General features: G+C 71.2%; 18 protein-coding genes. 6 read left to right on the top strand and 12 right to left on the bottom strand.

Translation table 11 applies throughout. From position 1 onward, the window contains the following. Nucleotides 1-21: 21 nt before the first annotated feature. Nucleotides 22-4095: a golvesin C-terminal-like domain-containing protein gene (locus JKV81_RS33750; protein ID WP_307820660.1), complete on the bottom strand. Its 4074-nt coding sequence runs from the start codon at nt 4093-4095 to the stop codon at nt 22-24. A gap of 232 nt (nt 4096-4327) precedes the next feature. Between JKV81_RS33750 and JKV81_RS33745 the strand changes: the two genes are divergently transcribed. Further along, nucleotides 4328-5989 carry an ABC transporter substrate-binding protein gene (locus JKV81_RS33745; protein WP_202079437.1) on the top strand — a complete coding sequence of 554 codons (1662 nt, stop codon included), beginning with the start codon at nt 4328-4330 and terminating at the stop codon, nt 5987-5989. Nucleotides 5990-6045: 56 nt separating this feature from the next. On the opposite strand, the gene JKV81_RS33740 is transcribed toward JKV81_RS33745, so the two are convergent. Both JKV81_RS33740 and JKV81_RS33735 read right to left on the bottom strand, forming a co-directional pair. Continuing rightward, nucleotides 6046-7506, bottom strand: coding sequence for a LysR family transcriptional regulator (locus JKV81_RS33740; RefSeq protein WP_124279102.1), 1461 nt, complete (start codon nt 7504-7506; stop codon nt 6046-6048). A gap of 166 nt (nt 7507-7672) precedes the next feature. After that, nucleotides 7673-8416, bottom strand: a complete 744-nt coding sequence (locus JKV81_RS33735; RefSeq protein ID WP_202079435.1) for an SDR family oxidoreductase — start codon at nt 8414-8416, stop codon at nt 7673-7675. A 246-nt stretch (nt 8417-8662) separates the two neighbouring features. Between JKV81_RS33735 and JKV81_RS33730 the strand changes: the two genes are divergently transcribed. Genes JKV81_RS33730 through JKV81_RS33715 form a run of 4 tightly spaced genes read left to right on the top strand, consistent with a single transcriptional unit; the run spans nt 8663 to nt 12420 of the window. After that, nucleotides 8663-9895 carry a cytochrome P450 gene (locus JKV81_RS33730; protein ID WP_129259847.1) on the top strand — a complete coding sequence of 411 codons (1233 nt, stop codon included), beginning with the start codon at nt 8663-8665 and terminating at the stop codon, nt 9893-9895. After that, nucleotides 9892-10104, top strand: coding sequence for a ferredoxin (locus JKV81_RS33725; protein WP_129259848.1), 213 nt, complete (start codon nt 9892-9894; stop codon nt 10102-10104). The genes JKV81_RS33730 and JKV81_RS33725 overlap by 4 nt, the downstream gene beginning before the upstream one ends. 34 nt (nt 10105-10138) lie before the next feature. Next, complete coding sequence (locus JKV81_RS33720; protein WP_202079433.1) at nt 10139-11443, top strand: Cpe/LpqF family protein; 1305 nt, start codon at nt 10139-10141, stop codon at nt 11441-11443. Further along, complete coding sequence (locus JKV81_RS33715; protein ID WP_099175641.1) at nt 11440-12420, top strand: EamA family transporter; 981 nt, start codon at nt 11440-11442, stop codon at nt 12418-12420. The genes JKV81_RS33720 and JKV81_RS33715 overlap by 4 nt, the downstream gene beginning before the upstream one ends. Here JKV81_RS33715 and JKV81_RS33710 read toward each other — a convergent pair. The 5 genes from JKV81_RS33710 to JKV81_RS33690 form a co-directional block, all read right to left on the bottom strand. Then, nucleotides 12372-13403 (bottom strand): GNAT family N-acetyltransferase, encoded by a 1032-nt coding sequence (locus JKV81_RS33710; RefSeq protein WP_129259850.1) that lies wholly within the window; start codon nt 13401-13403, stop codon nt 12372-12374. The two genes, JKV81_RS33715 and JKV81_RS33710, sit on opposite strands and share 49 nt — an antisense overlap. Then, nucleotides 13400-15100: an ABC transporter substrate-binding protein gene (locus tag JKV81_RS33705; protein WP_202079431.1), complete on the bottom strand. Its 1701-nt coding sequence runs from the start codon at nt 15098-15100 to the stop codon at nt 13400-13402. The genes JKV81_RS33710 and JKV81_RS33705 overlap by 4 nt, the downstream gene beginning before the upstream one ends. Next, nucleotides 15097-16275, bottom strand: coding sequence for a peptidogalycan biosysnthesis protein (locus JKV81_RS33700; RefSeq protein ID WP_129259852.1), 1179 nt, complete (start codon nt 16273-16275; stop codon nt 15097-15099). Before JKV81_RS33700 ends, JKV81_RS33705 begins: the two co-directional genes overlap by 4 nt. After that, nucleotides 16272-17561, bottom strand: coding sequence for an ATP-grasp domain-containing protein (locus tag JKV81_RS33695; RefSeq protein WP_099175645.1), 1290 nt, complete (start codon nt 17559-17561; stop codon nt 16272-16274). Before JKV81_RS33695 ends, JKV81_RS33700 begins: the two co-directional genes overlap by 4 nt. A gap of 655 nt (nt 17562-18216) precedes the next feature. Next, nucleotides 18217-18696: a CGNR zinc finger domain-containing protein gene (locus JKV81_RS33690; protein WP_124279112.1), complete on the bottom strand. Its 480-nt coding sequence runs from the start codon at nt 18694-18696 to the stop codon at nt 18217-18219. Between the two features lie 101 nt (nt 18697-18797). On the opposite strand from JKV81_RS33690, the gene JKV81_RS33685 reads away from it, so the two are divergent. Then, nucleotides 18798-19664, top strand: a complete 867-nt coding sequence (locus tag JKV81_RS33685) for an alpha/beta fold hydrolase (protein WP_129259853.1) — start codon at nt 18798-18800, stop codon at nt 19662-19664. Nucleotides 19665-19751: 87 nt separating this feature from the next. Here the strand turns inward: JKV81_RS33685 and JKV81_RS33680 are convergent, their stop codons facing one another. From JKV81_RS33680 to JKV81_RS33665, 4 genes are all read right to left on the bottom strand, one after another. Next, nucleotides 19752-20489 carry an SDR family oxidoreductase gene (locus JKV81_RS33680; protein ID WP_124279114.1) on the bottom strand — a complete coding sequence of 246 codons (738 nt, stop codon included), beginning with the start codon at nt 20487-20489 and terminating at the stop codon, nt 19752-19754. Between the two features lie 325 nt (nt 20490-20814). Further along, nucleotides 20815-20982, bottom strand: coding sequence for a hypothetical protein (locus tag JKV81_RS33675; RefSeq protein ID WP_164992611.1), 168 nt, complete (start codon nt 20980-20982; stop codon nt 20815-20817). A gap of 89 nt (nt 20983-21071) precedes the next feature. Continuing rightward, entirely contained in the window at nt 21072-21392 is a 321-nt protein-coding gene (locus tag JKV81_RS33670) for an LLM class flavin-dependent oxidoreductase (RefSeq protein WP_129259855.1), read from the bottom strand. Between the two features lie 110 nt (nt 21393-21502). After that, the gene (locus tag JKV81_RS33665) at nt 21503-22216 is read right to left on the bottom strand and encodes a FadR/GntR family transcriptional regulator (protein ID WP_124279116.1); all 714 of its coding nucleotides are present in this window, start codon (nt 22214-22216) and stop codon (nt 21503-21505) included. Between the last annotated feature and the right edge of the window lie 48 nt (nt 22217-22264).

The following is a 22264-nucleotide window of genomic DNA, read 5'->3' as shown; positions in this document are numbered from 1 at the left end:
AGGGCACGCCTGTGCAAGGGGTCAGAGACCCATACCCTGCATCGTCCGTTCCAGCGAGTCCGCGTACAGCCGGGCTCCGCCCACCTTCGGGTGGAAGGACTGCGCGGAGGCGCCGAGTTGAAGAATCGGCCAGTCGATCGCCGGCTCGTCGCTCTCCACCAGGTCCAGCACGATGCCGTGGACCTGCTCGGGGTCACCGCAGACGGCCTTGCCCGCGAAGTTCTGCGCGGGGTTGGAGTACCAGGCCTTGGTGCCGGCGGCCTTGGCGTCGTCCACGGCGCCCTGCATCTCGGTGGCGAGAGTGCCGGCCATGCTGTTCAGCCAGGGAGCCTCCGAGGTACCGATGCCGGGAATGCACTGCCCCGCGCCCTCCAGCAGCGGCGGGTAGCCCATCAGGACGATCTTGGCGTTGGGGGCCTTCGCCTGGATCTTCTTCAGCGCGGTCGTGATGGCCGGACGCACGCGCTCCTTGGCGAGACGCTCGGCCGCCACGCCGATGTCCAGGCCCTGGTAGGCCGCGTCGTCCACATGGGAGTCGTCGTCCTCGAACTTCTGGTCCTGGCACAGCGTCGGCCAGCCTATACCGCCGAAGATGCACTTCTGGATGATGTAGGCGAACCGTGCGTCGTTGCCGCCGATGGAGAGGGTCACCAGGGTGGTGTTCTGGTCGAGGTAGCCCTTGGACAGCTGGGGCAGCTCGCCGTTCTCGCCGACGTCGGCGATGTTGTAGGTGCGAGCACCGGAGCAGGCGATGAGGTGGTAGTCCATGGCCGCGGAGCGGTTGTCGTCCATCGAGCCCACGGACGCCGAGCGCCCCGGGATCGTGGCCTGGCGGGACCATGCCTGCTTCGAGCGGTGGCAGGCGTTCCGGGTCGAAGGGTTGCTGGTGTCCCGGTAGTTGGTCTCCTTGTAGTAGTCGACGCCGCCGGCGGCCGAGGCGCCCTCACCCGAGGAGTAGGAGTCGCCCATCGCGACCACCATGTCCTTGGGCTTGCCCGACAACGGCTGGAAGCCCGCCGCGTCCCACGCGACGTCCTCGGACCCGCTGCCGTCGGCCGCGTGCGTGGAGAGCGAGATCTTCGGTGTGGAGGTGAACTGGAACACCCCGAGGGAGACCCACTTGTTCTCCCCGACGCGCTGCGGGGTCACGCGGACCGGGCTGGTGCTGTTGGTCCCCGAGATGGTGTACGAAGCCTGCCGGGTGTGCGCCCCGTGGTCGGGGAGGTGTACCCAGACACGGGCCCAGCCGGTCATGCCGTTGGTGAGGGTCCAGGTGCCGGTGGTCTTCATCCGGGCGCCCTCGGCGGACGTCTGGTTCCGGGTGTGACCGAACCAGAAGTGGTTGCCGTAGCCGGCTCCGATCTGGTGGGTGTCGATCTTGCCCGGGTAGTTGGCGCCGTCCGCGGTGAAGGTGAAGCCGAAGGTCCCCGGAGAGGACGTCGACCCGCAGCTCCGGCCCGAGGAACCGGCGGGGGTGACCCCGGAGGCCACGTCGTCGATCACATAGGTTCCGGAGGGCAGTCCGCTGGAGCACCGGGGCGGGTAGGCGCTGCCGTCGGGTTGTTCGGGATAGGTGGCGTCGAAGCGGTGCAGGGCGAATCCGCACGTCGCCGCGGACGCGCAGTTCTTCCAGGTGGCCTTCTTGTTCCACCAGCAGTGCAGGAAGAACTCGTCGGAGGGGTTGTTGAGCTGGCAGGCACCGTTGGTGGAGGTGTCGTTCTCGGTGATCTTGCTGGGATCGCAGTTGTTGGAGCTGTCGCAGAACGTCCCGACCGGCGGCTTGGCCGACGTCCGGTAGAGCGGGTCGGTCCACCAGGCGGCGCGGTAGCCGGGCTGGAAGTCACCCGGGGAGAACATCGCGGAGATCGGACGGGCCGCCCAGCCGATCACCTTCTCCTGGTAGGGCCAGTCCTGGGGGTGGGCGGCGTGGGAGTAGTCGTCCCCGCCCGCCGCGTTCTCGAGGAACGGGGTGCGGTTGGCCTTCCAGAGGGCGTTGGCCGGGTTGTTGGTGAAGCCGACGCCCCAGTGACCGCCGTGCGAACCGGCGCTGGACTGGGGGTAGAAGCCGGAGTTGTACGCCCAGAGCGCGAAGAACCAGTTCTCGATGTACTCGGGGCCGCCGTCGTTGACGGTCATACCGGCGCTGTACGTCTGGTTCCACTTGTCCACGAGGATGTTGACACCCGCCGCGATGTTGGCGGTGTAGTCCAGGGCGACGGCCTCCTGCTTCTGCACGGAGAGCGCTGTCTCGCCCGGCTTCTCGTGACCGGCCTTGCGCATGCCGTCGGTCACCTGGACGATGCCGTAACCGCAGTCCGCGTCAGCCCAGTTGACCGCCCACGGGTCCGGGGTCTGGCCGTCGGAACCGTGACTGATGCCGTAGTAGTTGCCGATCAGCGTGTTCGCCGTGACCCCCGGCACCGCGAAGCGGGTGGCCTGCCACATGTTGGATTCCTGGGCGGTGACGCCCAGCATCACCTGTGCGGGGATGTGGTACCCGTCGGCCGCGTCAGGCGTCCCGTTGGGGTCGCCCGCCATGGTCTTGAGAGGGAAGAGGGACTGCGGCTGGTAGGCCGACATCCCGGTGTTCTTCCAGTTGGCGGCCCGCGAGACGTGGGCGTTGAGCTTCCCGACCACGGCCTGGTCCACCGCCCACTCGACCTGGCGGGGCGTCGGCTGGAACGCCTGCTTCTTCACGTCTCCGCGGGGCACCGAGCAGTAGCGCTCGTCCTCGACCGGGTTCGTCGGTGAAGCGGCGGCGAGCTTCGGCGCGGCCGCTGCCGAGCCACCGGTGAGCGCGGGCGAGGTGGCGAGCCCGTCCGCCGTCCGGGCGACGGAGCCGACCGTCGTGCCCGGCCGGGCGTCCAGGGTGACCTTGCGCCCGGTCCTGAGGATCTTCATCTCGGTCCGGGCGGTCCGTGCCGAGGCGGCTTCCTGGGGAGAGATCCTGGAGTCCTTGCCGTCGGCCCACGCCGTGGTGACGGCTGCCTCGCCCTTCGTGGACAGGACGGCGTCCTTGGCCACCCCCGACGGCATACGTACGGAGGCGGGCAGGGAGCCGGCGGCCTCGGCCGTGCCGGTGACGTAGACCGCGCCGGTACGGGCCGCGCGGGCCAGGTCGAAGTCGGTGAGCGCGCCGGTGGCCAGGCGCTGGGTGGCGCCGGCGGCCCCCGTGGCCCCGAGGAGAGCGGCCGGGGCCCGGCGGACCTCGGCCCGCTCGGTCGTGGCTTCGGTCTTCGACGCCTTCATGGCGGCACCGGGCCGGTCGATGTAGACGACCGAGCCGTCACCTGCCGCGGTGAGCTGGAAGGGGATACCGGCGGTGCGTGCCGCGACGCGTACGTCGCCGGTGGAACCGACCCGGACCAGCCGGGCACCCTGCGCGGCGGCGTATCCGTCCGCGACGGGGACGGCGGAGGTGACCTGGCCGGGCAGCTTCAGCGGCTTCGCGGCCTTGCCGCTCGCCGTGTCCACACCGATCAGACGCGTCTCGTTGCGCTTCGAGTCGTCGTCGGAGAACTGGGAGAACACCGCCTTCTCGGCGGTGCCGCAGCCCGGTGAGAAGTAGCTCAGGCTGGACTGGACGGGCAGCTTCGTGACCGCGCCGGTCGTCAGGTCGACGACCGCGGTGAAGGCACCACGGGTCATGAGCGCGGGCTTGTTGGTGAAGGTGCGGGGAGCGTACGTGACGGCGGCACGCTTGCCGGAGGCGGTGAGGCAGGCGTTCCCGATCCAGGTGTCGGTGTCGAAGCCGGGTTCGGACAGGGTCGCCGCGGTCCGCCAGCGGTAACCGTCGTCGGCGGCGGCCACCATCACGTGGAAACCGGTCGCGTCACCCGAGGTGGTCCACGCCAGGTCGTCCGAGGCACGGTGACCCGAGCCCAGGACGGCGGCGCGGTCCTCGGCGGGTACGGCCTCCGGCAGTTCGGCCGGGCCGGGCTTCTCGGCCTTCGCCTCGTCCTTCTGGGACCAGCCCTGCGCGGCACCGGGGGGAGGGGAGGGGGCCTTGGCCACCGACAGCGACGGGTAGCCCGCCAGGAGCGCTGTGGCGGCGACGGTTATGACAGGAATACGCCATCTATATCTTCGGGACACGTTCTGCTCGCCTCTCGTGCGTACGCCCCCCGCGTCGCGCGTCGGAGGAAGCGGACGTCCGCTTCGCGCGTGGGGGGACGCGAGCACATCACCCGGGGCTCTTCCTCCCCTCTCACCCTCCTCTTCGCTATACCGACCGGCCGCGGGCTATGCGCCCGTGCCCCCGCACACGGCCCGGAAGCCCCGGACGCCCGCAGAATGACGCGGAAATCACCGCGAGAAGGGCTGGGACATGGAGACCGAACAGTCGGGCACCACCGGCTTCGACGCCGCAGTCGACGGCGTGGTCGCCCCGACCGACAAGCTGGGCGGGACCCTCCGCCTGGTGCGCACCGACGACTTCGACTCGCTCGACCCCGGCAACACGTACTACGCCTACACCTGGAACTTCTTGCGCCTGATCGGCCGAACCCTGGTCACCTTCGACACCGCGCCGGGCAAGGCGGGCCAGAAGCTCGTACCCGATCTGGCGGAGTCGCTCGGCGAGAGCTCGGACGGCGGAAGGACCTGGACCTACCGGCTGCGTCCCGGGCTGCTCTACGAGGACGGCACCCCCGTCGTCTCCGCGGACGTCAAGTACGCGATCGCCAGGAGCAATTACGGTACGGACGTGCTGGGCGTCGGGCCCACCTACTTCCGCCACCTGCTGGGTACCGACTACGGAGGCCCGTGGCGCGAGCCCGAGGTGGACGGGCCGGTCACCGTCGAGACCCCCGACGACCGCACCCTCGTGCTCAGGCTGGCCGAACCCTTCGCCGGGATGGACCTGCTGGCCACCATGCCGAGCACCACGCCGGTTCCCCGCGACCGGGACACCGGCATCGGATACCGGCTCGGCCCCGTGGCCACCGGGCCGTACCGCGTCGCGTCGTACGAGCGTGGGCGTCTCGTGGTCCTGGAGCGCAACCCGCACTGGGACCCGGAGACCGACCCCGTGCGCCGGCAGCGGGCCGAACGCGTCGAGGTGCACCTGGGCAAGGACCCGCACGAGGTGGACCTGATGCTCCTCTCCGGCGAGGCGCACATCGACCTGGCGGGCTTCGGGGTCCAGCCCGCGGTCCAGGAACGCATCCTGGCCGACCCCGCGCTGCGGGCCAACGCGGACAACCCGCTGACCGGCTTCACCTGGATCTACTGCCTGTCCAGCCGGATCAAGCCGTTCGACAACGTGCACTGCCGGCGTGCGGTGCAGTTCGCCACGGACAAGGCCGCCATGCAGAAGGCGTACGGAGGGCCCGTCGGCGGCGACATCGCCACCACGATCCTCCCGCCCACCATCGACGGCTACCAGCCCTTCGACCGTTACCCGGTCGGCGAGGACGGCACCGGGGACCTGGAAGCGGCACGCGCCGAACTGGCCCTGGCCGGGATGCCGGACGGGTTCCGCACGAAGATCGCCGCCCGCAAGGACCGCCTCAAGGAGTACCGGGCGGCCGAGGCGCTGTCGGCGGGGCTCGCCCGTGTGGGCATCGAGGCCGAGGTGCTCGACTTCCCGTCGGGCGACTACTTCGACCGTTACGGCGGCAGCCCCGAGTACCTGCGCGACCACGGCATCGGGATCATCATGTTCGGGTGGGGGGCGGACTTCCCCGACGGGTACGGCTTCTTCCAGCAGATCGTCGACGGACGCGCGATCAAGGAGCGCGGCAACCAGAACATGGGCGAGCTGGACGATCCGGAGATCAACGGTCTCCTCGACCGGGGAGCCGTCAGCGCGGACCCCGCGGAACGTGCTGCCATCTGGCACCGGATCGACCGGCTCACCATGGACCACGCCGTGATCGTCCCGTACCTCTACCCCCGGTCGCTCCTCTACCGTCACCCCGACGCCCGCAACGTGTTCGTCACCGGATCCTTCGGGATGTACGACTACGTGGCGCTGGGCGCCGAGTGACCGGCCGGCGGGGCGGCGTGCGGGACTCCGTCCGGCGCCCCGCCGCCCCGCCGGCGTCAGCTCCTTCCGGCGACGGCACGACGTGCCGGGCCACGCCCGTCCCGCCCCGGCCGTTCCACGCCTGCCCGGTGTCCACGACGCTGCGGGCTGCCGCCCGGCTCCTTCGGCGGTACGGTCTCCCCCCGGCCCATGAGGCCTGCCGCCTGCAGCTCGGCCTCGAAGGCCGCCAGCCTGCCCAGGAACTGCCGGGTCGGCGCCGTCAGCTCCGTACCCCGTGAGCTGCGCAACAACAGCCGCGCCCCGAGCCGGAGTTCGAGCCGGTGGATACGCCGGGTGAGAGCGGACTGGCTGATCGAGAGAACCGCCGCGGCGCGGTTGATGCTGCCGTGGTCCGCCACGGCCCGCAACAGCCGGAGATCCTCGACGTCGACCTGGGCCGACTCGGCAGGGAGGGCCGGCGGGGTACGGAGACTGTGTGCGGCGTCCTCGGTGCGCCGGGCCAGCTCCGCCCGCTGCCCGCGCAGCCAGTCCGCCCACCACGGATCGCGCAGCATGTCCCCGTGGCGCTCGGTGAACCTGCTCAGGCAGCGGTCCGTCAGCAGCGCGGCCAGCTGCAGGGCCAGAGCGCCGGGGACGACGGCGGGATCGACCAGCAGGCCGGCCACCCTTCGGGGCCGTTCCCTCAGCGAGCGGCGCACCAGGGACGGGGCGAACACGGCCGGGCAGGCCGGGGAGCCCAGCCCGACGGCGTCACCGCGGCGCAGCATCCCGCGCGCCACCGACGCCTCGGCCACCTGGATGCGGTCGGGGGGAGTGAGCCCCGCCGACCGGTAGACCTGGCTCACCAGCACCTCCCCGCCGGGGCCGGCCTCCGAGACCCAGTTCTCGTCGCGCAGGTCGGAGAGGGAGACGGTGTCGCGGCCCGCCAGCGGATGCCCGAGCGGCAGGATCACCCAGAGCGGGTCGTCGAGGACGTCGTAGGCACGCACGGTGCGGTCGACCGTGTGCGACAGAGGCGCCAGGCCCCAGGTGTGCGCGGCGTCCACCCGGTAACCGTCGAGCTGCCTGAGCACCCGTAGAGGCGTGTCGTGACTGACCGACAGAAGGATGCCCAGGGTGTCGGCCGCGTCCTCGACCAGATCCTCGATCAGCGGTTCGGCGGTGGCGATGTCCAGGATGCGGGGCGCGTTGAGCGCCTCGGTGCCACGCCCGTATATCTCGGTCTGGACCGCGTGGTCGACCTGCCGGAAGAAGCGCCGCACCGCCACGAGCACCCGGGCACCGTCCGCGCTGAGACGGGCGGTGCGCGCGTCCCGGAGTGCCAGCCGCAACCCGGTCACCTGGTCCAGCCGGTCGAGCCGCCGCTCGGCGGCCGGTGCGCGCAGCCCCGCCCGGCGGGCCGCCTCGGCGAGGTCGCCGCACTGCCCGATCGCGTCGAGCAGCCGAAGGTCCGGACGTGTCAGGGGCAAGCGCTTCAACCGGTCGGGGGCGGAGGGCACATGTATCGCAGAAGGCACGGACGGCTTCCTTACGGTTATGGATGACGCCTCTTCTTCACCTGTGACGGCCTGATGCGGGTCACGTTAGGCAGGCGTTCTCTTCGCTCACTCCTCTCGCCCGGCGCGCACCCGGACAGCACGACGGCGGGCACTCCACTCGGGGGGTGCCCGCCGGACGGACGGCTCAGGCCTGGTCGGTGGGGCGGATGAGGATCTCGTTGACCGTCGCGTGCGGGGGAGCGGTCACCGCGTACAGCACCGCGGCGGCGATGTCCTCGCTCTGCAACTGCCGTATCTTCGCCACGCGTTCCGTGATCGCGGCCTTGGACTGCGCGTGCGTGATGTGTTCACGCAGTTCGGTCTCCACGGTGCCCGGCTCGATGACCACCACGCGCACCCCGCGCTCGGTCACCTCCTGGCGCAGCCCCTCGCTGAACCCGTTCACCGCGAACTTCGCCGCGTTGTAGACGGCGCTGCCGCGTCCGACGACCCGGGCGGCGACGGACGAGATCTGGACGACGGTCCCCTGGTTCCTGATCAGTTCGGGGAGGGCCGCGTGGGTCATGTACATCAGACCCATGACATTGGTGTCCATCATCCGGGTCCAGTCCGTGGTGTCGGCGTTCTCCACCGGCCCCAGCAGCATCAGCCCCGCGTTGTTCACCAGGATGTCGAGCCGGCCCAGCTGCTCCGTGGTGGACCGTACGGCGGCGGCCACGGCCCGCTCGTCGGTGACGTCCAACTCGAGTACGAGGATCTTGCGGCCCTCGGCCTCCAGCTCGTCGCGCAGTTCCTCCAGCCGGCCGAGGCGCCGCCCGGCGACGGCGACCGAGGCCCCTGCCTCGGCCAGGGCGCGTGCGGTGGCCCGGCCGATTCCTGAACCGGCTCCTGTGACGAGTGCGACGTGTCCCTCTAGCGATGAACTCATGTGGTCCTCGTTCCCGGGGTGGTGGGCCGGACCCGCAAATCCGGCCGGAAGGGCGTCCGACGGTACGGCGCGCCGAACGTATCAGCCGGTCCGACGGCCGGTGAACGGCTTCCGGGGCCGCGGTTATGTGCGTTCGTGGCTGGTTATGCGGGTCGGGCCGCGCCCGGCAGGAGGGCACGGGAAGGGCGGTGAGGATGGGGCCGCTACTTCACGTCGGCATGCCCGTGCAGCGATAGGTGGGACCCCATGACGCAGGACGCAGCATCCCCGAAGGTGACCGCCGCGCCGTCCTATCCGATGGAGCGCGTTTCCCCGATCGACCCTCCGCCGCCGCTCGCCCTGCTGAGGTCCGGTCCGGCCGCGAGCCGCATCACCATGTGGGACGGCAGCCCGGTCTGGCTGGTCACGGCGCATCCGCACGTCCGTTCGGTGCTCGGCGACCGCAGGTTCACCGCGGTGACCAGCGCGCCGGGCTTCCCGATGATGACGACCACGTCCGTCCTGGTCCGGGACAAGCCCCACACCGCGTCCTTCATCCGCATGGACGATCCCGACCACTCCCGGCTGCGCTCCATGCTCACCCGTGACTTCCTGCACGGCAGGGCCGAAGCCATGCGGCCCGTGCTGCGGGAGCACCTGGACGAGATGCTCGGCCGGCTGACCGCGGGCGAGCGCCCGGTGGATCTGGTGCGCGGGCTGACGATCCCCGTCCCCTCCCGGGTGATCGCCCTGCTCTTCGGTGTCTCCGACGAGCAGCGCGAGCTGATCGAGAACCGGGCCGGGATCCTCATCGACCGCGGCTACCGCCCCGAACAGGTCGCTGCCGCCCGCGACGAGCTGGACGGGCTGCTGCGCGAGGTGGTCGAGGAGCGCATGCGGATGTCCGAGCCGGGCGAGGACCTGCTGAGCCGTCTGGTCACCGACCAGGTGCGCACCGGGAAGCTGACCGTCGAGGAGATGGTCCCGATGTGCAGGCTGCTGCTCGTCGCGGGCCACGGGACGACGACCAGCCAGGCCAGTCTCAGTCTGCTGAGCCTGGTCACCGACCGGGACCTGGCCGACACGCTGGCCAAGGACCCCGAGCTGCTGCCGAAGGCCGTCGAGGAACTGCTGCGCTACCACTCGATCGTGCAGAACGGACTCGCCCGGGCTGCCCTGGAGGACGTGCAGCTGGGCGATGTGACGATCCGGGCGGGCGAGGGGGTGGTCGTGTCCCTGTCGGCCGGCAACCGCGACGCGTCGGTCTTCCCCGACCCCGACACCCTCGACCCGACCCGGGACGCGCGACGCCATCTGGCCTTCGGGCACGGCATCCACCAGTGTCTCGGCCAGTGGCTGGCCAAGGTGGAGCTGGAGGAGATGCTGGCCGCCGTCCTTCGGTGGATGCCGGGCGCCCGCCTCGCCGTCCCGTTCGCCGACCTCGACTTCCGCCACGAGGTGTCCAGTTACGGGCTCGGCGCGCTTCCGGTGACCTGGTGAACACCGGCCCGCTGCGCGTGAGCGTGGACACGGACGCCTGCTGCGCCATGGGCCGGTGCGCGGACACCGAGCCCCGGGTGTTCGACCAGGACGAGGACACCGGCACCGTGGTCCTGCTCCAGGCCGCACCCCCGCCCGAACTGCACGACACGGTCCGGCTGTGCGCCGAACTCTGCCCCTGCACGGCCATCACGGTCACCGAGGAATGACATCACCGGCCGCAACGGCCGTCGAGGAGCGATGATGATCGATCTGCCCGGTTCCGACGCCTCCGCCCGCTCCGGCGCGCGGGCCGCGCTCGACGGTGACGGCACCCTGCTCGGGCACCGTACCCGCTGGGCGGTGGAACTGCTGACCGCCCCCGAGCCGCCCCGGGACGAGGACCTGTCCGCACACTTCGTCCCCGTCTTCCTCGCCCGCCACCCGCAGGGCTTCGCCGCGACGCTCGAACAGTGGCGCGCCCTGGGCCCGTTCACCGTCACCGACTACCAGCCCGTGGCGCACAAGGCGTGGGTGACCCTCACGGGCCCGTCCGGCGCCCGCTCCACACTGTCGCTGACGCTCGACTCCACCGGGCCGATACGCGTCCTGCACCTGGGGCCGGAAGTGGCCGTTCCACCGGTACACGGGTGGGACGACCTGGAACGGGCCCTGGAACAGCCGGGGGTGACCTGGTCGGCCCTGGTGACCCGGGAGAAGGACGGGACGACGGACACGCTGTACGCCAAGGACGCCGAGCGGCCCATGCCCAACGGCTCCTCGTACAAGCTCTACCTCATGCGCGCCCTGGCGGACGCGGTCGCCTCCGGATCCGTGCGGTGGGACGACGAGGTCACCGTGACACCGGCCCTGCGCAGTCTCCCCACCGGGGACATGCAGGAACTGCCGGACGGCACGCGGGTCCCGGTGCGCGAGACGGCGTACAAGATGATCGCGATGAGTGACAACACCGCCGCCGACCTCGTCCAGGACCTCCTCGGCCGGGACGCCGTGGAGCGGGCCGTCGAGGAGGGCGGGCACACCGAACCCGCCCTGCTCCGGCCGTTCCTGTCGAGCCATGAGGTCTTCGAGATCGGCTGGGGCGCTCCCGAGCTGCGGTCCGAATGGGCGGCCGCGGACGAGGAGGGCCGCCGGCGCCTGCTGGCGCGGATCGCCGGCCCCCTGACCGTACGCGGCTCCGACCTCGGTCCGACCGTGCACCAGCAGGGGCTGGACTGGCACATGAGCGCCTGGGACGTCGCACGCGTGCTGGGCGCCCTGGCCGAGGACGGGACACGGGACGCGAGCGGGGTCGTCGAGGAGATCCTGACGGCGTACCCGGGGATCCCGGTCGACCCGGCCCGCTGGCCGCGAGTCGTGTTCAAGGGCGGCTCCTGCCCCGGCGTCATGATGTTCTGCTGGCTGCTCGAGGACCCCGACGGCGTCCGCTTCACCCTGGTGCTCCAACAGCGCGCTGACGACCAGAAGCTCATCGGCGACGGTCAGTTCCTACGCGGCATGGGCGGCCGCCTCATCGCGTCCGGTCTGCTCTCCGGCACCTCCCGATGACCGCCCGGGACCGGTCGCTGGCCGTGCTCGTGGCCGTGCTGTGGGGGCTGAACTTCCTCGCGGTCCGGGTCGGCCTCGACCACTTCCCGCCGTTCTTCCTGGCGGCCCTGCGCTACCTGGTGCTCGCGGTGCCGGTGATCCTGTTCGTACCCCGCCCGGGGGTGCCGCTGCGCTGGCTGCTCGGATACGGACTCGGCTTCGGTGTCGCCCAGTTCGGGCTGCTGTTCCTCGCCATCGAGCAGGGCATGCCGTCCGGCCTGGCGTCCGTCGTGGTGCAGGCGTCGGCGCCCTTCACGGTGCTGCTGGGTGCCCTGCTGCTGCGCGAGCGCGTCTCCGGGCGGCAGCTGGCGGGCATCGGCCTGGCGGTCCTGGGCATGGCGGTGATCGCGGTGGACCGGGCGCGCACCGCGCCGCTGCTGCCGCTGGTGCTGACCGTGCTGGCCGCGCTCGGCTGGGCGGTCGGCAACCTGGCCAGCCGGCAGGCGAGGCCGGAGTATCCGCTGCGGTTCGCGCTGTGGATGGCGGTGATCCCGCCGCTGCCGCTGCTGGCGCTGTCCGCGGTGAGGGAGGGGCCGGCCACGGGTTGGCGTGCGCTGGGTTCGGCCTTCGGCCCCGACGGCTGGCCGGGCCTGGTCGCGCTCGTCTACATCGCGGTGCTGGGCAGTGTCGTCGGCTCCGGGATCTGGACGGCGCTGCTCAAACGCTACCCGGCGGGGGTGGTCGCGCCGTTCTCCATGCTGGTGCCGGTCGTCGGCCTGGCCGGCGCCTGGCTGGCACTCGACGAGAGACCGACGCACTGGGCGCTGGCGGGGGGAGTCGCCGTGGTCGCCGGAGTGCTGCTGGGCAACGGCTGGCTGCCGCGCTTCGTCCGGGAACGCAAGGCCGCTCCCCGCGCCCTCGACGGGGGCGGGGAGCGGCCGACGGGCACTCAGACGGCGGGGGCGACCGGCGCCTCCCAGGAGACGAAGCGCTCCTGAGGCACGAAGCCCATCGCCTCGTTGAGAGCGATCATCGGACGGTTGCTGTCCGCGTTGGCCGTCTCGATCAGCCGCACGCGCGGCTCGTACTCACGCACGTGCGCGAGGTTCGCGAGCTTCAGCACGAGCCCCAGGCCATGACCGCGGTGCGCCGCGGCCACCACGGTCATGCCCTGGAGGAGGTGCTCCGGATTGCCGGTGGTCTTGGACGCGCTGGTGAATCCGGCGAGCCGGCCGGTCTCCTCGTGGACGGCGCCCACGTGGTAGGCCCGCCGTCCCCGGCCCACCCGCATCCGCTCGAACCTCCGCACATGGCTCGTGGCTATCGCCTCGGGCCCCTCACCCCAGGTCTCCGGCGCGCTCTCACCCAGCGAACGCTCGAGTTGGGACACGGCGATCGCGAACGCGTCGGGGGTGATGGTCCCCCACCGCTGGAGCCGGTAGCCCGCCGGGACCGCCGGGGCGCCGTCGGCCAACGGGTCGTGCGCGCCCAGGTCGAGCCACTGGTGAACGCCCTCGTGACTCCCGGCGGGGGAGGCGCCCAGCGCCGTCGCGAACGCGGCCGGTCCCTCGTCGCGCGCCGGCCCCCCGGGCAGAGCCTGGACCACGTCGAAGACCAGGCGGGTACGGCCGTGCCCGGCGGCCAGCGCGCGGGCACGGCGGAACAAGGCGGTCCCGATCCCCTGGCGCCGCTCCTTCGGGGCGGTGAGCAACTGGTCGACGACGGCGACCGGCGCCCCGTCGGGGAGCACGAGCCGGATGGCGCCGACCGCCTGCCCGCCGAGGACGGCGACCTCGCCGGCCAGGGCGGTTCCCGGCGGTGCGAAGCGCACCGAGCCGGTCAGGTCCGCCGCGCAGGGAGGGGCGGCGGACAGCGGGACGTCCTCGGCGCTGTCCAGGGTCAGTCGGAGCCAGGCGTCCAGCGTGGCCGGGTCGCCGGCGTCCAGCGGGACGAAGCGGAGGTCCGCTGCGGTGTCGTTCATACGGTGTCGTTCTCCCGGTCGGCGGTCTCGGTGACGCCCATGGCCTGGATGTCGTACAGGCCGAAGGCGGGATGGACGAAGACGTTGGTGGCGCGGGGCCCCCGGTAGTGCAGGGTCTTGTCGTGGACCAGCGGGAGGATGACCGCGTGGTCCATGACCCGGCGCTCCACCTCGCGCCAGAGGTCCGTACGGGTGGCGGGGTCGGCGGTGTGCAGCACGGTGTCGATCAGCCTGTTGACCTCCGGGTCGTCGAGCTCCGCGATGTTCCAGTTGCCGCCGCCGGGGCGGATCAGCCGGCCGTCCACCAGCGGCGCGAGGAAGCCGTACTCCGTGGGGAAGTCGGCTCCCCAGTCGGTCACGATCATGCCGAGGCCGTGCTTGCGGATCGTCTCGGGCGAGCCGGCGCCCTGGCTGAAGTACGTCGCCACGTCGAGCTCCTTGACGGTCAGCCGTATGCCGACCCGGGCGACGGACTCGACGACGGCGTCGGCGACCAGCCGGAACTTGCCGCGCTGGGTGCCGATGACGGCGTCGAAGCCGTCGGGCAGCCCCGCGGCCCGCAGTTCGGCGCGGGCGGCGTCGAGGTCGCCGCGCAGGCCTGGGCCGGTCGGATAGCGGTCCAGGTCCTGATGGGAGGGGAGCCCCGGCGGGAAGAGCGCCGTGGTCAGGTCGCCCCCGGTGACCGGACCGCCACGGGCCTCCTGCAACAGGACCTTGTCGGCCGCGTGGTGCACGGCCCGCCGTACGTGGACGTTGTCGAACGGCGGGATGTGCGGCTGGAGCGAGACGAAGTGCAGGAAGCTCGTCCTCGGGTTGTCGGTGCGCGACCGCAGGACGGGATCGCCGGCCAGCCGGTGCTGGGCGGCGTGCTGAAGGCCACGGCCCTCCAGGTTGATGTCGAACTCCCCGGCCGTCAGGCGCTCGTCCATGTCGTCCGGGTTCAGTCCGATCGTGACGTCCACCCGGTCCGGGAGCGCCGGGCGCACGGGGTCGGTCGCACGGTCCCAGTGGGGGTTGCGTTCCAGCAGGAGCCTGCTCCCCGGCCGGTGTCCGGCCACCCGGTAGGGCCCGGTGCAGCGGGGGTCCTCGCCGTAACGTGCCCCGGTGTCGGCGTGCCGCGGCACCGGGGAGACACAGGGCTGCGCCATCAGGTGGTCGAAGTCGGAGAACGGGGAACGCAGCCGGAACACGATCGTGCGCGGGTCGGGGGTCAGCACGGACGGCAGCCCGTCGACGCCGTCCCGGTAGGGCCCGGTGTACGGGCGGTCCGGGTCGTCCAGCAGCGGTACGAGATAGGTCGGCCCGCCCGGCAGGACGTCCTGCGCGAAGATCCGCTGCACCGCGTACCGGACGTCGGCCGAGGTCACCGGAGTGCCGTCGTCGAAGAGGACGCCCTCACGGAGCCGGTAGGTCCAGGTCCGGTTGCCGTCGCTCGCCACCCCGGGTCCCTCGGCGAGATCCGGCACCGGCACCAGGCCCGCGGGCCCGGGGTCCGTGGGGTACGCCATCAGCGTGCGGTTGAGGAGGCGCTGGAGCAGCCACACCCACACGTAGTACGTCCGTGCGGGGTCGAGGGAGTCGACATCGGCCGAGGAGACCAGCCGAAGGGTTCCCCCGCGCCGGTCGGACGGAGCGACCCTCGCCCCCACGCCGGCGTTCCAGCCGGCGCCTTCCTGGAGTTTCGGTGCGTCGCTCATCGCGTGGTCGTCTCCCGGTCGTCGGCGGGCGCGCCCGCGTTCCCCTCGGTGCGGTGTACCGGCAGCAGGTAGGAGCGCTGCTCGCTGACCTGGCAGCCCCGGGCCAGCTTCGCCTTGACGCTGCCGATCCCGGCGTGCAGGACGGTGGCGCCCTCCTTCGCCGCCGCGTCCAGCACCTGGTAGTACAGGACGTCGTAGTAGAGCGGCAGTTTGCCCTGGGCCTCGTAGTCGAACCCCGCGCGGTGGCCGTACCACTGCTCCTCGCCACGGGCCCGCGACCGCAGCACCATGCCGAAGCCGATGACGGTGCCGCGCTGCCGTGCCACGGACACCAGGACGTCCTCGCCCATGATCTCGGCGATCCGCCCGATCATCCGGGCGGAGCCCTCGTCGCTGGCCGGGTTCCCGTACTTGCGCAGGAGATTGGCGTCGAGCTGTCCGAGGCGGGTGCAGAGCGCCTGGGTCAGCGGCTCGACGTTCACCTCGACCCCGGCGTCCGCGAGCGCCCTGCCTTCCAGACGCACCCGGCGCCGGCGGTGGGCGCTCATCTCGTCGACGAACTGCTCGAAGCCACCGGGCGGGATGTCCAGCCAGGCGTAGTGGTCGGAGAGATGGTGACGGTACCCGCGGCGCTCCAGCAGGCCGGTCAGGGCGACATCACGCACATCGACGTGAGGGAAGCAGACGGTCGCCGCTCCCCGGCCGGCCGCCATCGCCTCCGCCTCCTCCAGCAGCGCGGCGAGATCCTCCGCCGTGGCCTCCGGGGAGGCGAGCGCCCTGGTCCGCCCCAGATGCCGTCCTCCGCACACCAGGGAGGGCAGCAGACGGTCCGGGTCACCCCCGGCGACGTCGCGCAGCACACCGGCCGCCTCGGGCACCTCCTGTTCCAGGGCGCGCCTCAGCATGGCGTCCGGCCGGGCGAGCAGCCAGGCGACGGAGGCGTCGGCCCACGCCGTCACCAGCCCGGCGACGGGCCGGCCGCCCCGCTCGCGCAGCAGGAAGTCCATGGCCGTACCCGAGTTGACCTCCTGCACGGCGAGCCACCGGGGAGTCTGGAAGAAGTCCTCCGCACCGAGCAGGGAGGGCCAGCCCGCCGCCTCCAGCCCGGAGGCGTTTGCCACCGCCCGTACGGCGTCCGGGGCCTGGGCGTCCGGGCCCTCGGTATACGGGGTCACCGGAGGTCTTCCTCGACGACGAAGTCCAGCAGCGCGGCGGCCTTGTCCGCGAGCTCCTGGGCGGCGACCCGGTCGGGGCCGTTGGAGTAGGTGAAGCCGACGCAGGAGGAGTTGTCCATGCGCTGCAGCAGGTGGTCGCCCTTCTCGACGTGCAGGAGCACCTGTACGTTCTCCACGGCCGCCGCGGCCTCCAGCCCGTCGACGCGTACGAGGGTTCCGCGCCGGGTGGGGTAGATCATGCGGACGGCGGCGCCGCCCCGGTGGACGACGGGCTCGATCGGCGGGGTGACACCGATGGTGAGCAGCCAGGCGTCCAGGATCGGACTGCGGCCGGTCACGTCGGTCACCAGCATCGTCATGCAGCTCGACGGGGTACGGGGGTTGGCCTCGATGATGCGCCAGCCGGACTCGGTGCGACGGACCTCGGTGTGGCAGGGGCCGTGCCGGTAGCCGATCATCTCCAGGGTCGTGCGGACCACGTGGTACAGCTCGTCGCGCTCCTCGTCGGGGAGCGGCACGGGGAAGGTGTGCCCGCACTCGATGTAGGCGGGGTCACCGAAGAGGTCCTTGGAGGTGACACCGAAGACGTGGGTGTGCCCGTCCACGGTCATCGTCTCGACACTGACCTCCTCGCCCTCGACGTACTGCTCCAGCAGGACGTCACCGCTGCGCGGCTGGCCCCGCAGGCTGTGCCGCACGGCGGAGAGTTCCTCGTACGCCTCGACGAGCCCGGCCATGTCGTCGACCCTGCGCACCCCGTAACTGATCGCCTCCGCAGGGGGCTTGGCGATCATCGGGAAGCCGAGCCTGCGGGCGGCCTCGTCGAGCTGACCGCGGTGGCCGACCAGCACATGAGGGATGTTGAACGGCTCGTCGCCGAGCGCGATCCGCAGACGGTCCTTGATGTTGGCGGTGCGCACGGCGGCCGGATCGGGGCCGGGCAGGCCGAGCCGGCGCGCGGCCTGCGCCGCGAGCTCGGTGTGGTAGTCGGAGAACGAGGTGAGCCCGTCCACCAGGGAAGCGCCGTCCCCGTCGGTGACGACGGCCAGCACCGCTTCCAGGTCGGTGGTGTCCACGTCGATCACCCGGTCCACGATGGCCAGGGGGTGCGTGTCCCAGTCGTGCCCGTGGGTGTACCAGGAACGGTCACCCGTCAGCAGCCACACTTCCAGGCCGTGTTCCTGAGCCTGCCGCAGCCCCAGCACGAAGGGGTGGTTCTGCATGTGCTCGACGATCGCGATCCGTTTGCCGGCGAACTGTGCGTAGTCGGCCAGAGGTGTGGTCATCGGACGCCTCCCGTGTGGTGATGTGCAATCGACCGGTTCCGGGTTCTCGGGGTTCAGTTGAACCGCACCCGGGCCGCCTGTGCCATGCATCGGGAGGCAGGACGCATAGGCGGCGGGCGGGGTGCATAGGAGCTGCGGCGGCGCTCCGTCCAGATCACTGCTCGCTGTCGCCGCGCGGATGCCCGGGGTTCAGAGACGCAGGTCGACGTCGTTCCAGGCTGCCCGCCCCGCGCTGCACGGGTCCTCCGCGACTCCGGTGGTCTCGTCGAAGACCATCGTCGGGCGAACGGGCGTCGTGTATTGCGGCCAGGTGGGTACGTGGCCGGTGGCAGCAGGGTCGCCGGTGGTGGCGAAGGAGGTCCAGGCCCCATGGCTGCGACGACGTTCCGCGGTGCCCGTTCCCCGACAAGGGTTCGGGTGCGGGGCAGCGCGAAGTCGTCGAAGACGAAAGGGCCTTCGATGCGGCACCCGCAGTTCACGGAGTGCGTCCGCGTGAACCGCTGAGGATCATCGCGCCGATTCGTCCCTTGCGGCGGCCGGTCGGGACGGGCAGGTCGGGCTGGATGTTCTCGCGCTCTGTCCGAACCTGTCTGAATCCTGCTCCGGGAAAGGGCCGTTCGTGGGAGCGCCGATCGCGTACGGGCGTGGGGGCGGGTCAGCGGTTGCGTTCGTAGTGGCGACGGGCTTTCTCGCGGTTGCCGCAGACGGCCATCGAGCACCAGCGGGCACGGTTGGCGCGGCTGCGGTCGAGCAGGAACAGCCGGCACTCGTCGTTGGAGCAGGGGCGTAGCCGACCGGGCATCTGCTTCTCGGTGGCGGCCCAGGCGAGAATCACCTCGACGGCCAGCCGGGCGGCCGGGGGAGTCCGGACCGTCCACTGGATACCCTCCGAAGTGATCTCCGGGATCTGGTGGACCCCTTCGAGCAGCGGGTTCAGCGCGGCGGGCGAGGTTTCTCCGCGCACGATGCCCTGCAGGATGTCCCGCGTCTCGCGCAGCAGCGCCAGTTCCGCGAGGCTGCCGTCACCGCCGTGCTCCCGCGCCCAGCGTCTGCCTTCGGCCGGGTCGCCGAGCGCGTCCCGTTCCTCGCCGTCGACCAGTGGCCGGCTGTTGAGCAGGTCCAGCAGTGTGTCCATCGGACACCACTCCCTTTCTAACCGCATTACATCGTTTGACAGGTTAGCTCATCCCGTGCTTGCGTGGAGCTAACCAGATCAAACGCGTGAAGGGGTTAGATATGAGCTCGGTTCACCACCGGACCGCCACCGTCGACGGCCACGAGATCTTCTACCGCGAAGCCGGCCCCGCCGACGCCCCCGCGATCGTCCTGCTGCACGGCTACCCGACCAGCTCGTTCATGTTCCGCGACCTCATCCCGCTGCTGGCCGACCGCTACCACGTCATCGCGCCGGATCACCTCGGCTTCGGCCACTCCGACGCCCCCCTCGTAGGGGAGTTCACCTACACCTTCGACGCCCTCGCCGAACTCACCTCGGGCCTGCTCGACCAACTGGGCCTGGAGCGCTACGCCCTCTACGTCCAGGATTACGGCGCCCCCATCGGATGGCGCCTCGCGCTCAAGCACCCCGAACGGATCTCCGCCCTCGTCACCCAGAACGGCAACGGCTACGAGGACGGTTTCGTCGAATCGTTCTGGACCGACGTCTGGGCCTACGGGGCGAACCCCGGCCCCGATACCGAACCCGCCGTCCGCGCCGCGCTGAGCGTCGATGCCATCCGCTGGCAGTACGTGCACGGGGTGCCCGACCCGAGCCTGGTCAACCCGGACACATGGGAGCACGACTTCGCCCTCGTCTCCCGCGAGGGCAACGACGAGGTCCAGCTGGCGCTGTTCCGCGACTACGCGAACAACCGTCCGCTCTACCCGCTGTTGCACGAATACCTGCGCACCAGCGAGGTCCCGGTGCTCGCCGTGTGGGGCCGTAACGACGAGATCTTCGGCCCGGACGGCGCGCGAGCCTTCGCCCGCGATGCCAAGGACGCGGAGGTGCACCTCATCGACGGCGGTCACTTCCTGCTGGAGAGCCACCTGGACGTCGTCGCGGGTTACCTGCGCGGCTTCCTCGGGCGGGTGCTGGCATAAGCGCGGGCGGGGGCTGGAAACGCCCCGCCCTCGACCGCTTTGCCCGACGAACCCTCGGTGCGGCGCTCAACGTGCCCCCACGCGGAGTCAGTTCTGGGCGGTGGGCCGCACGACGATCTCGTTCACGTCGACGGTCGCAGGCTGCTCGATGGCGAACGCGATGGCTCGGGCGATCGCGGCGGGCGGGATCGCGATCCGGTCCCGCATCTCCGTGATCTGCGTTCGGACCTGCGGATTGGTGGATGCCTCGGCGAAGTCGGTCGCGACCGCGCCGGGCGAGACGGTGGTCACCCGAAGGGAGTCACCGGCTTCCTGACGCAGGCCCTCGCAGATGGCACGGACCGCGAACTTCGTACCGGCGTACACCGCCATGGCCGGCGCGACGCGGAATGCGGCCGTGGAGGCGATGGTGATGAAGTGGCCCGTGCCCTGGGCCCGGAAGACCGGCAGCGCGGCACCGATTCCGTGCAGCACACCCTTCACGTTCACGTCGACCATCTGGTCCCACTCGTCGACCCGCAGATCGTCCAGTGGCGAGATCGTCCCGGACCCGGCGTTGTTGACCAGCACATCGAGCCGGCCGAACCGCTCGCCGGCCAGAGCCACCAGGGCATGCAGATCGTCCCGCCGGGTCACGTCCGTACGGGTCTGTACGGCCGTGCCACCCGCCTTCTCGATCCGGGCCACCAGCTCGGCCAGGCGCTCGGAGCGGCGCGCACCCAGAACGAGCCGCGCGCCCTTCTCGGCAAGGAGGAGCGCGGTCGCCTCGCCGATGCCGCCGCTGGCTCCCGTTATCGCCACAACCTTGCCGTCGATTCCCGACATGATGTCTTCCTCTGTCCTTCTCGGTACCGGTCGCCGGCCATGGTCCGGACGCGTGTGCTCGCCGGCCTGCCCGGCATCCGGATGCCCGTCCACCGGCCATCGGGCGAGTTCTGCGCCCGCTCGGACTTCAGTCTGCGATGCCTTCAACCTGGTATCCAGAGCGCGTTTATTCTGGAGCCTGAGGTGCCAGCCACCATGCAGCGGTCAGTGGGAGCGACGCCGTGAGCCGGCCCGCTCTCCTCCGCGGCCGCAGAGAGCGCATCACGTCTGACCAGGTGGGACTGTCCGTCGTCATGGTTCAGCCAGTGGCCGAAGCGCAGAGCCTTCACGCGACTCCGGTGAGTTCTGTCCGCAACACCGACAGCACCTCGCTGCCCACGACGTCGAGGACGTTGTGGACCCTGGATTCGGGCATGCCGCCGAAGCCGAAGCCGAACAGCACCCTGCGCAGCGTGCCGAAGTGCTCCGGGAACTTCATTACCTTCTCGACCACCTGCGCCGGCTGCCGACCGTCAGGCCGGTGACCGCGGCCTCTTCCTCCAGAGAGAAACGGGAGCGGGAGCGGATGGGATGTGCGTCGTATCAGGGGCGGTACTCCCGCACGGCCTCCTGCGAGTTCGCATGCACCCAGATCCCGGATCCTGCGCCGACGGCGCCGTCCTCGGGTGCACCGTCACCATGGTGGGTGAAGCGCCGGCGGTACAGCGCGACGGAACGGGCGTAATGCTCCATCGGCGCGAACATGTTGTTGACGAAGAATCCGTCGCCGTACCGTGGTGCCTGTTCGGCGATCTCGGGGGTGCGTACGGAGCCGTGCCATACGAACGGCGGAACGCCGTCCAGCGGCCGGGGCACCGACGTGAAGTCCGCCAGGGCCGCACGGAACCGCCCGGCCCAGTTCACGTTCTCCCCGCGCGCCACAGCAGGCGCAGCAGTGCGTGGTTCTCGACGGTGAGCGGAAGGCTGTCGGCGATGACCACGTCCGCCGTGCCGATCGCCGGGCACCGGTTGCCTCAGCTGCCGTCGCGCTCCGGGTCCCAGTCGAGCAGCCGGACCTTGGCGACCGTCCGTACGTGGCGCCGCATCGCCGCAGCTGCCGCCCGGCCGTTGCCCGCGTCGATCATCTCGAAGATGGCCATGTGCTGCGCGAACGACTTGGCGGGGCGGCCCCGTTGGCGCAGCGACTCGTGGCGGGACTCCGTGATCTGCTCGGCGATCGAGCGCATGAACTCCGCGAGGAGCGTGCTGTGGGCCGCCACCGTCACGGCGGCGTGGAAACGGCGGTCGCCCTCCACGCCGTGTTCGCCCCGCTCGATCTCCTCCGCCATGAACCCGAGGGCGTCGCGCAGCGCGGCGAGGTCCTCGTCCGTGCGCCGCTCCGCGGCGAGTTCGGCGAGCTTGGTCTCCAGGGCTTCGCGCGCTTCGAGTACGTCGGGGAGCCGGCGCCGGCGCTCCACGAGCCGCTCGACCGGCTCGGCCGAGTTCAGGCTGTCGCCGACCAGGTAGGTGCCGCCCCCGTGGCGCACGTCGACCAGGCCCTGGACTTCGAGGACGATGATCCCCTGCTTGATCGAGGCGCGGGAGACGCCGAGCCGCTGCGCCAGTTCGCGCTCGGCCGGGAGGCGGTCGCCGGACTTGAGGCCGGACTCGGTGGCGTAGGTGCGCAGGCGGTCGATGACCTGCTCGTAGAGGCGCGTACGCCCCATGGGCCGCAGTGCGTCGGACATGGCCAGCCCCTCCCCTGGATGCCCGCAGCGTAGCAGCGCCGGTGGACA

The organism is Streptomyces silvae, from assembly GCF_016745505.1.
Classification (GTDB): domain Bacteria; phylum Actinomycetota; class Actinomycetes; order Streptomycetales; family Streptomycetaceae; genus Streptomyces; species Streptomyces silvae.
Note: the sequence above shows the minus strand (reverse complement) of the source record. Positions and strands in the feature narration are given on the sequence as shown.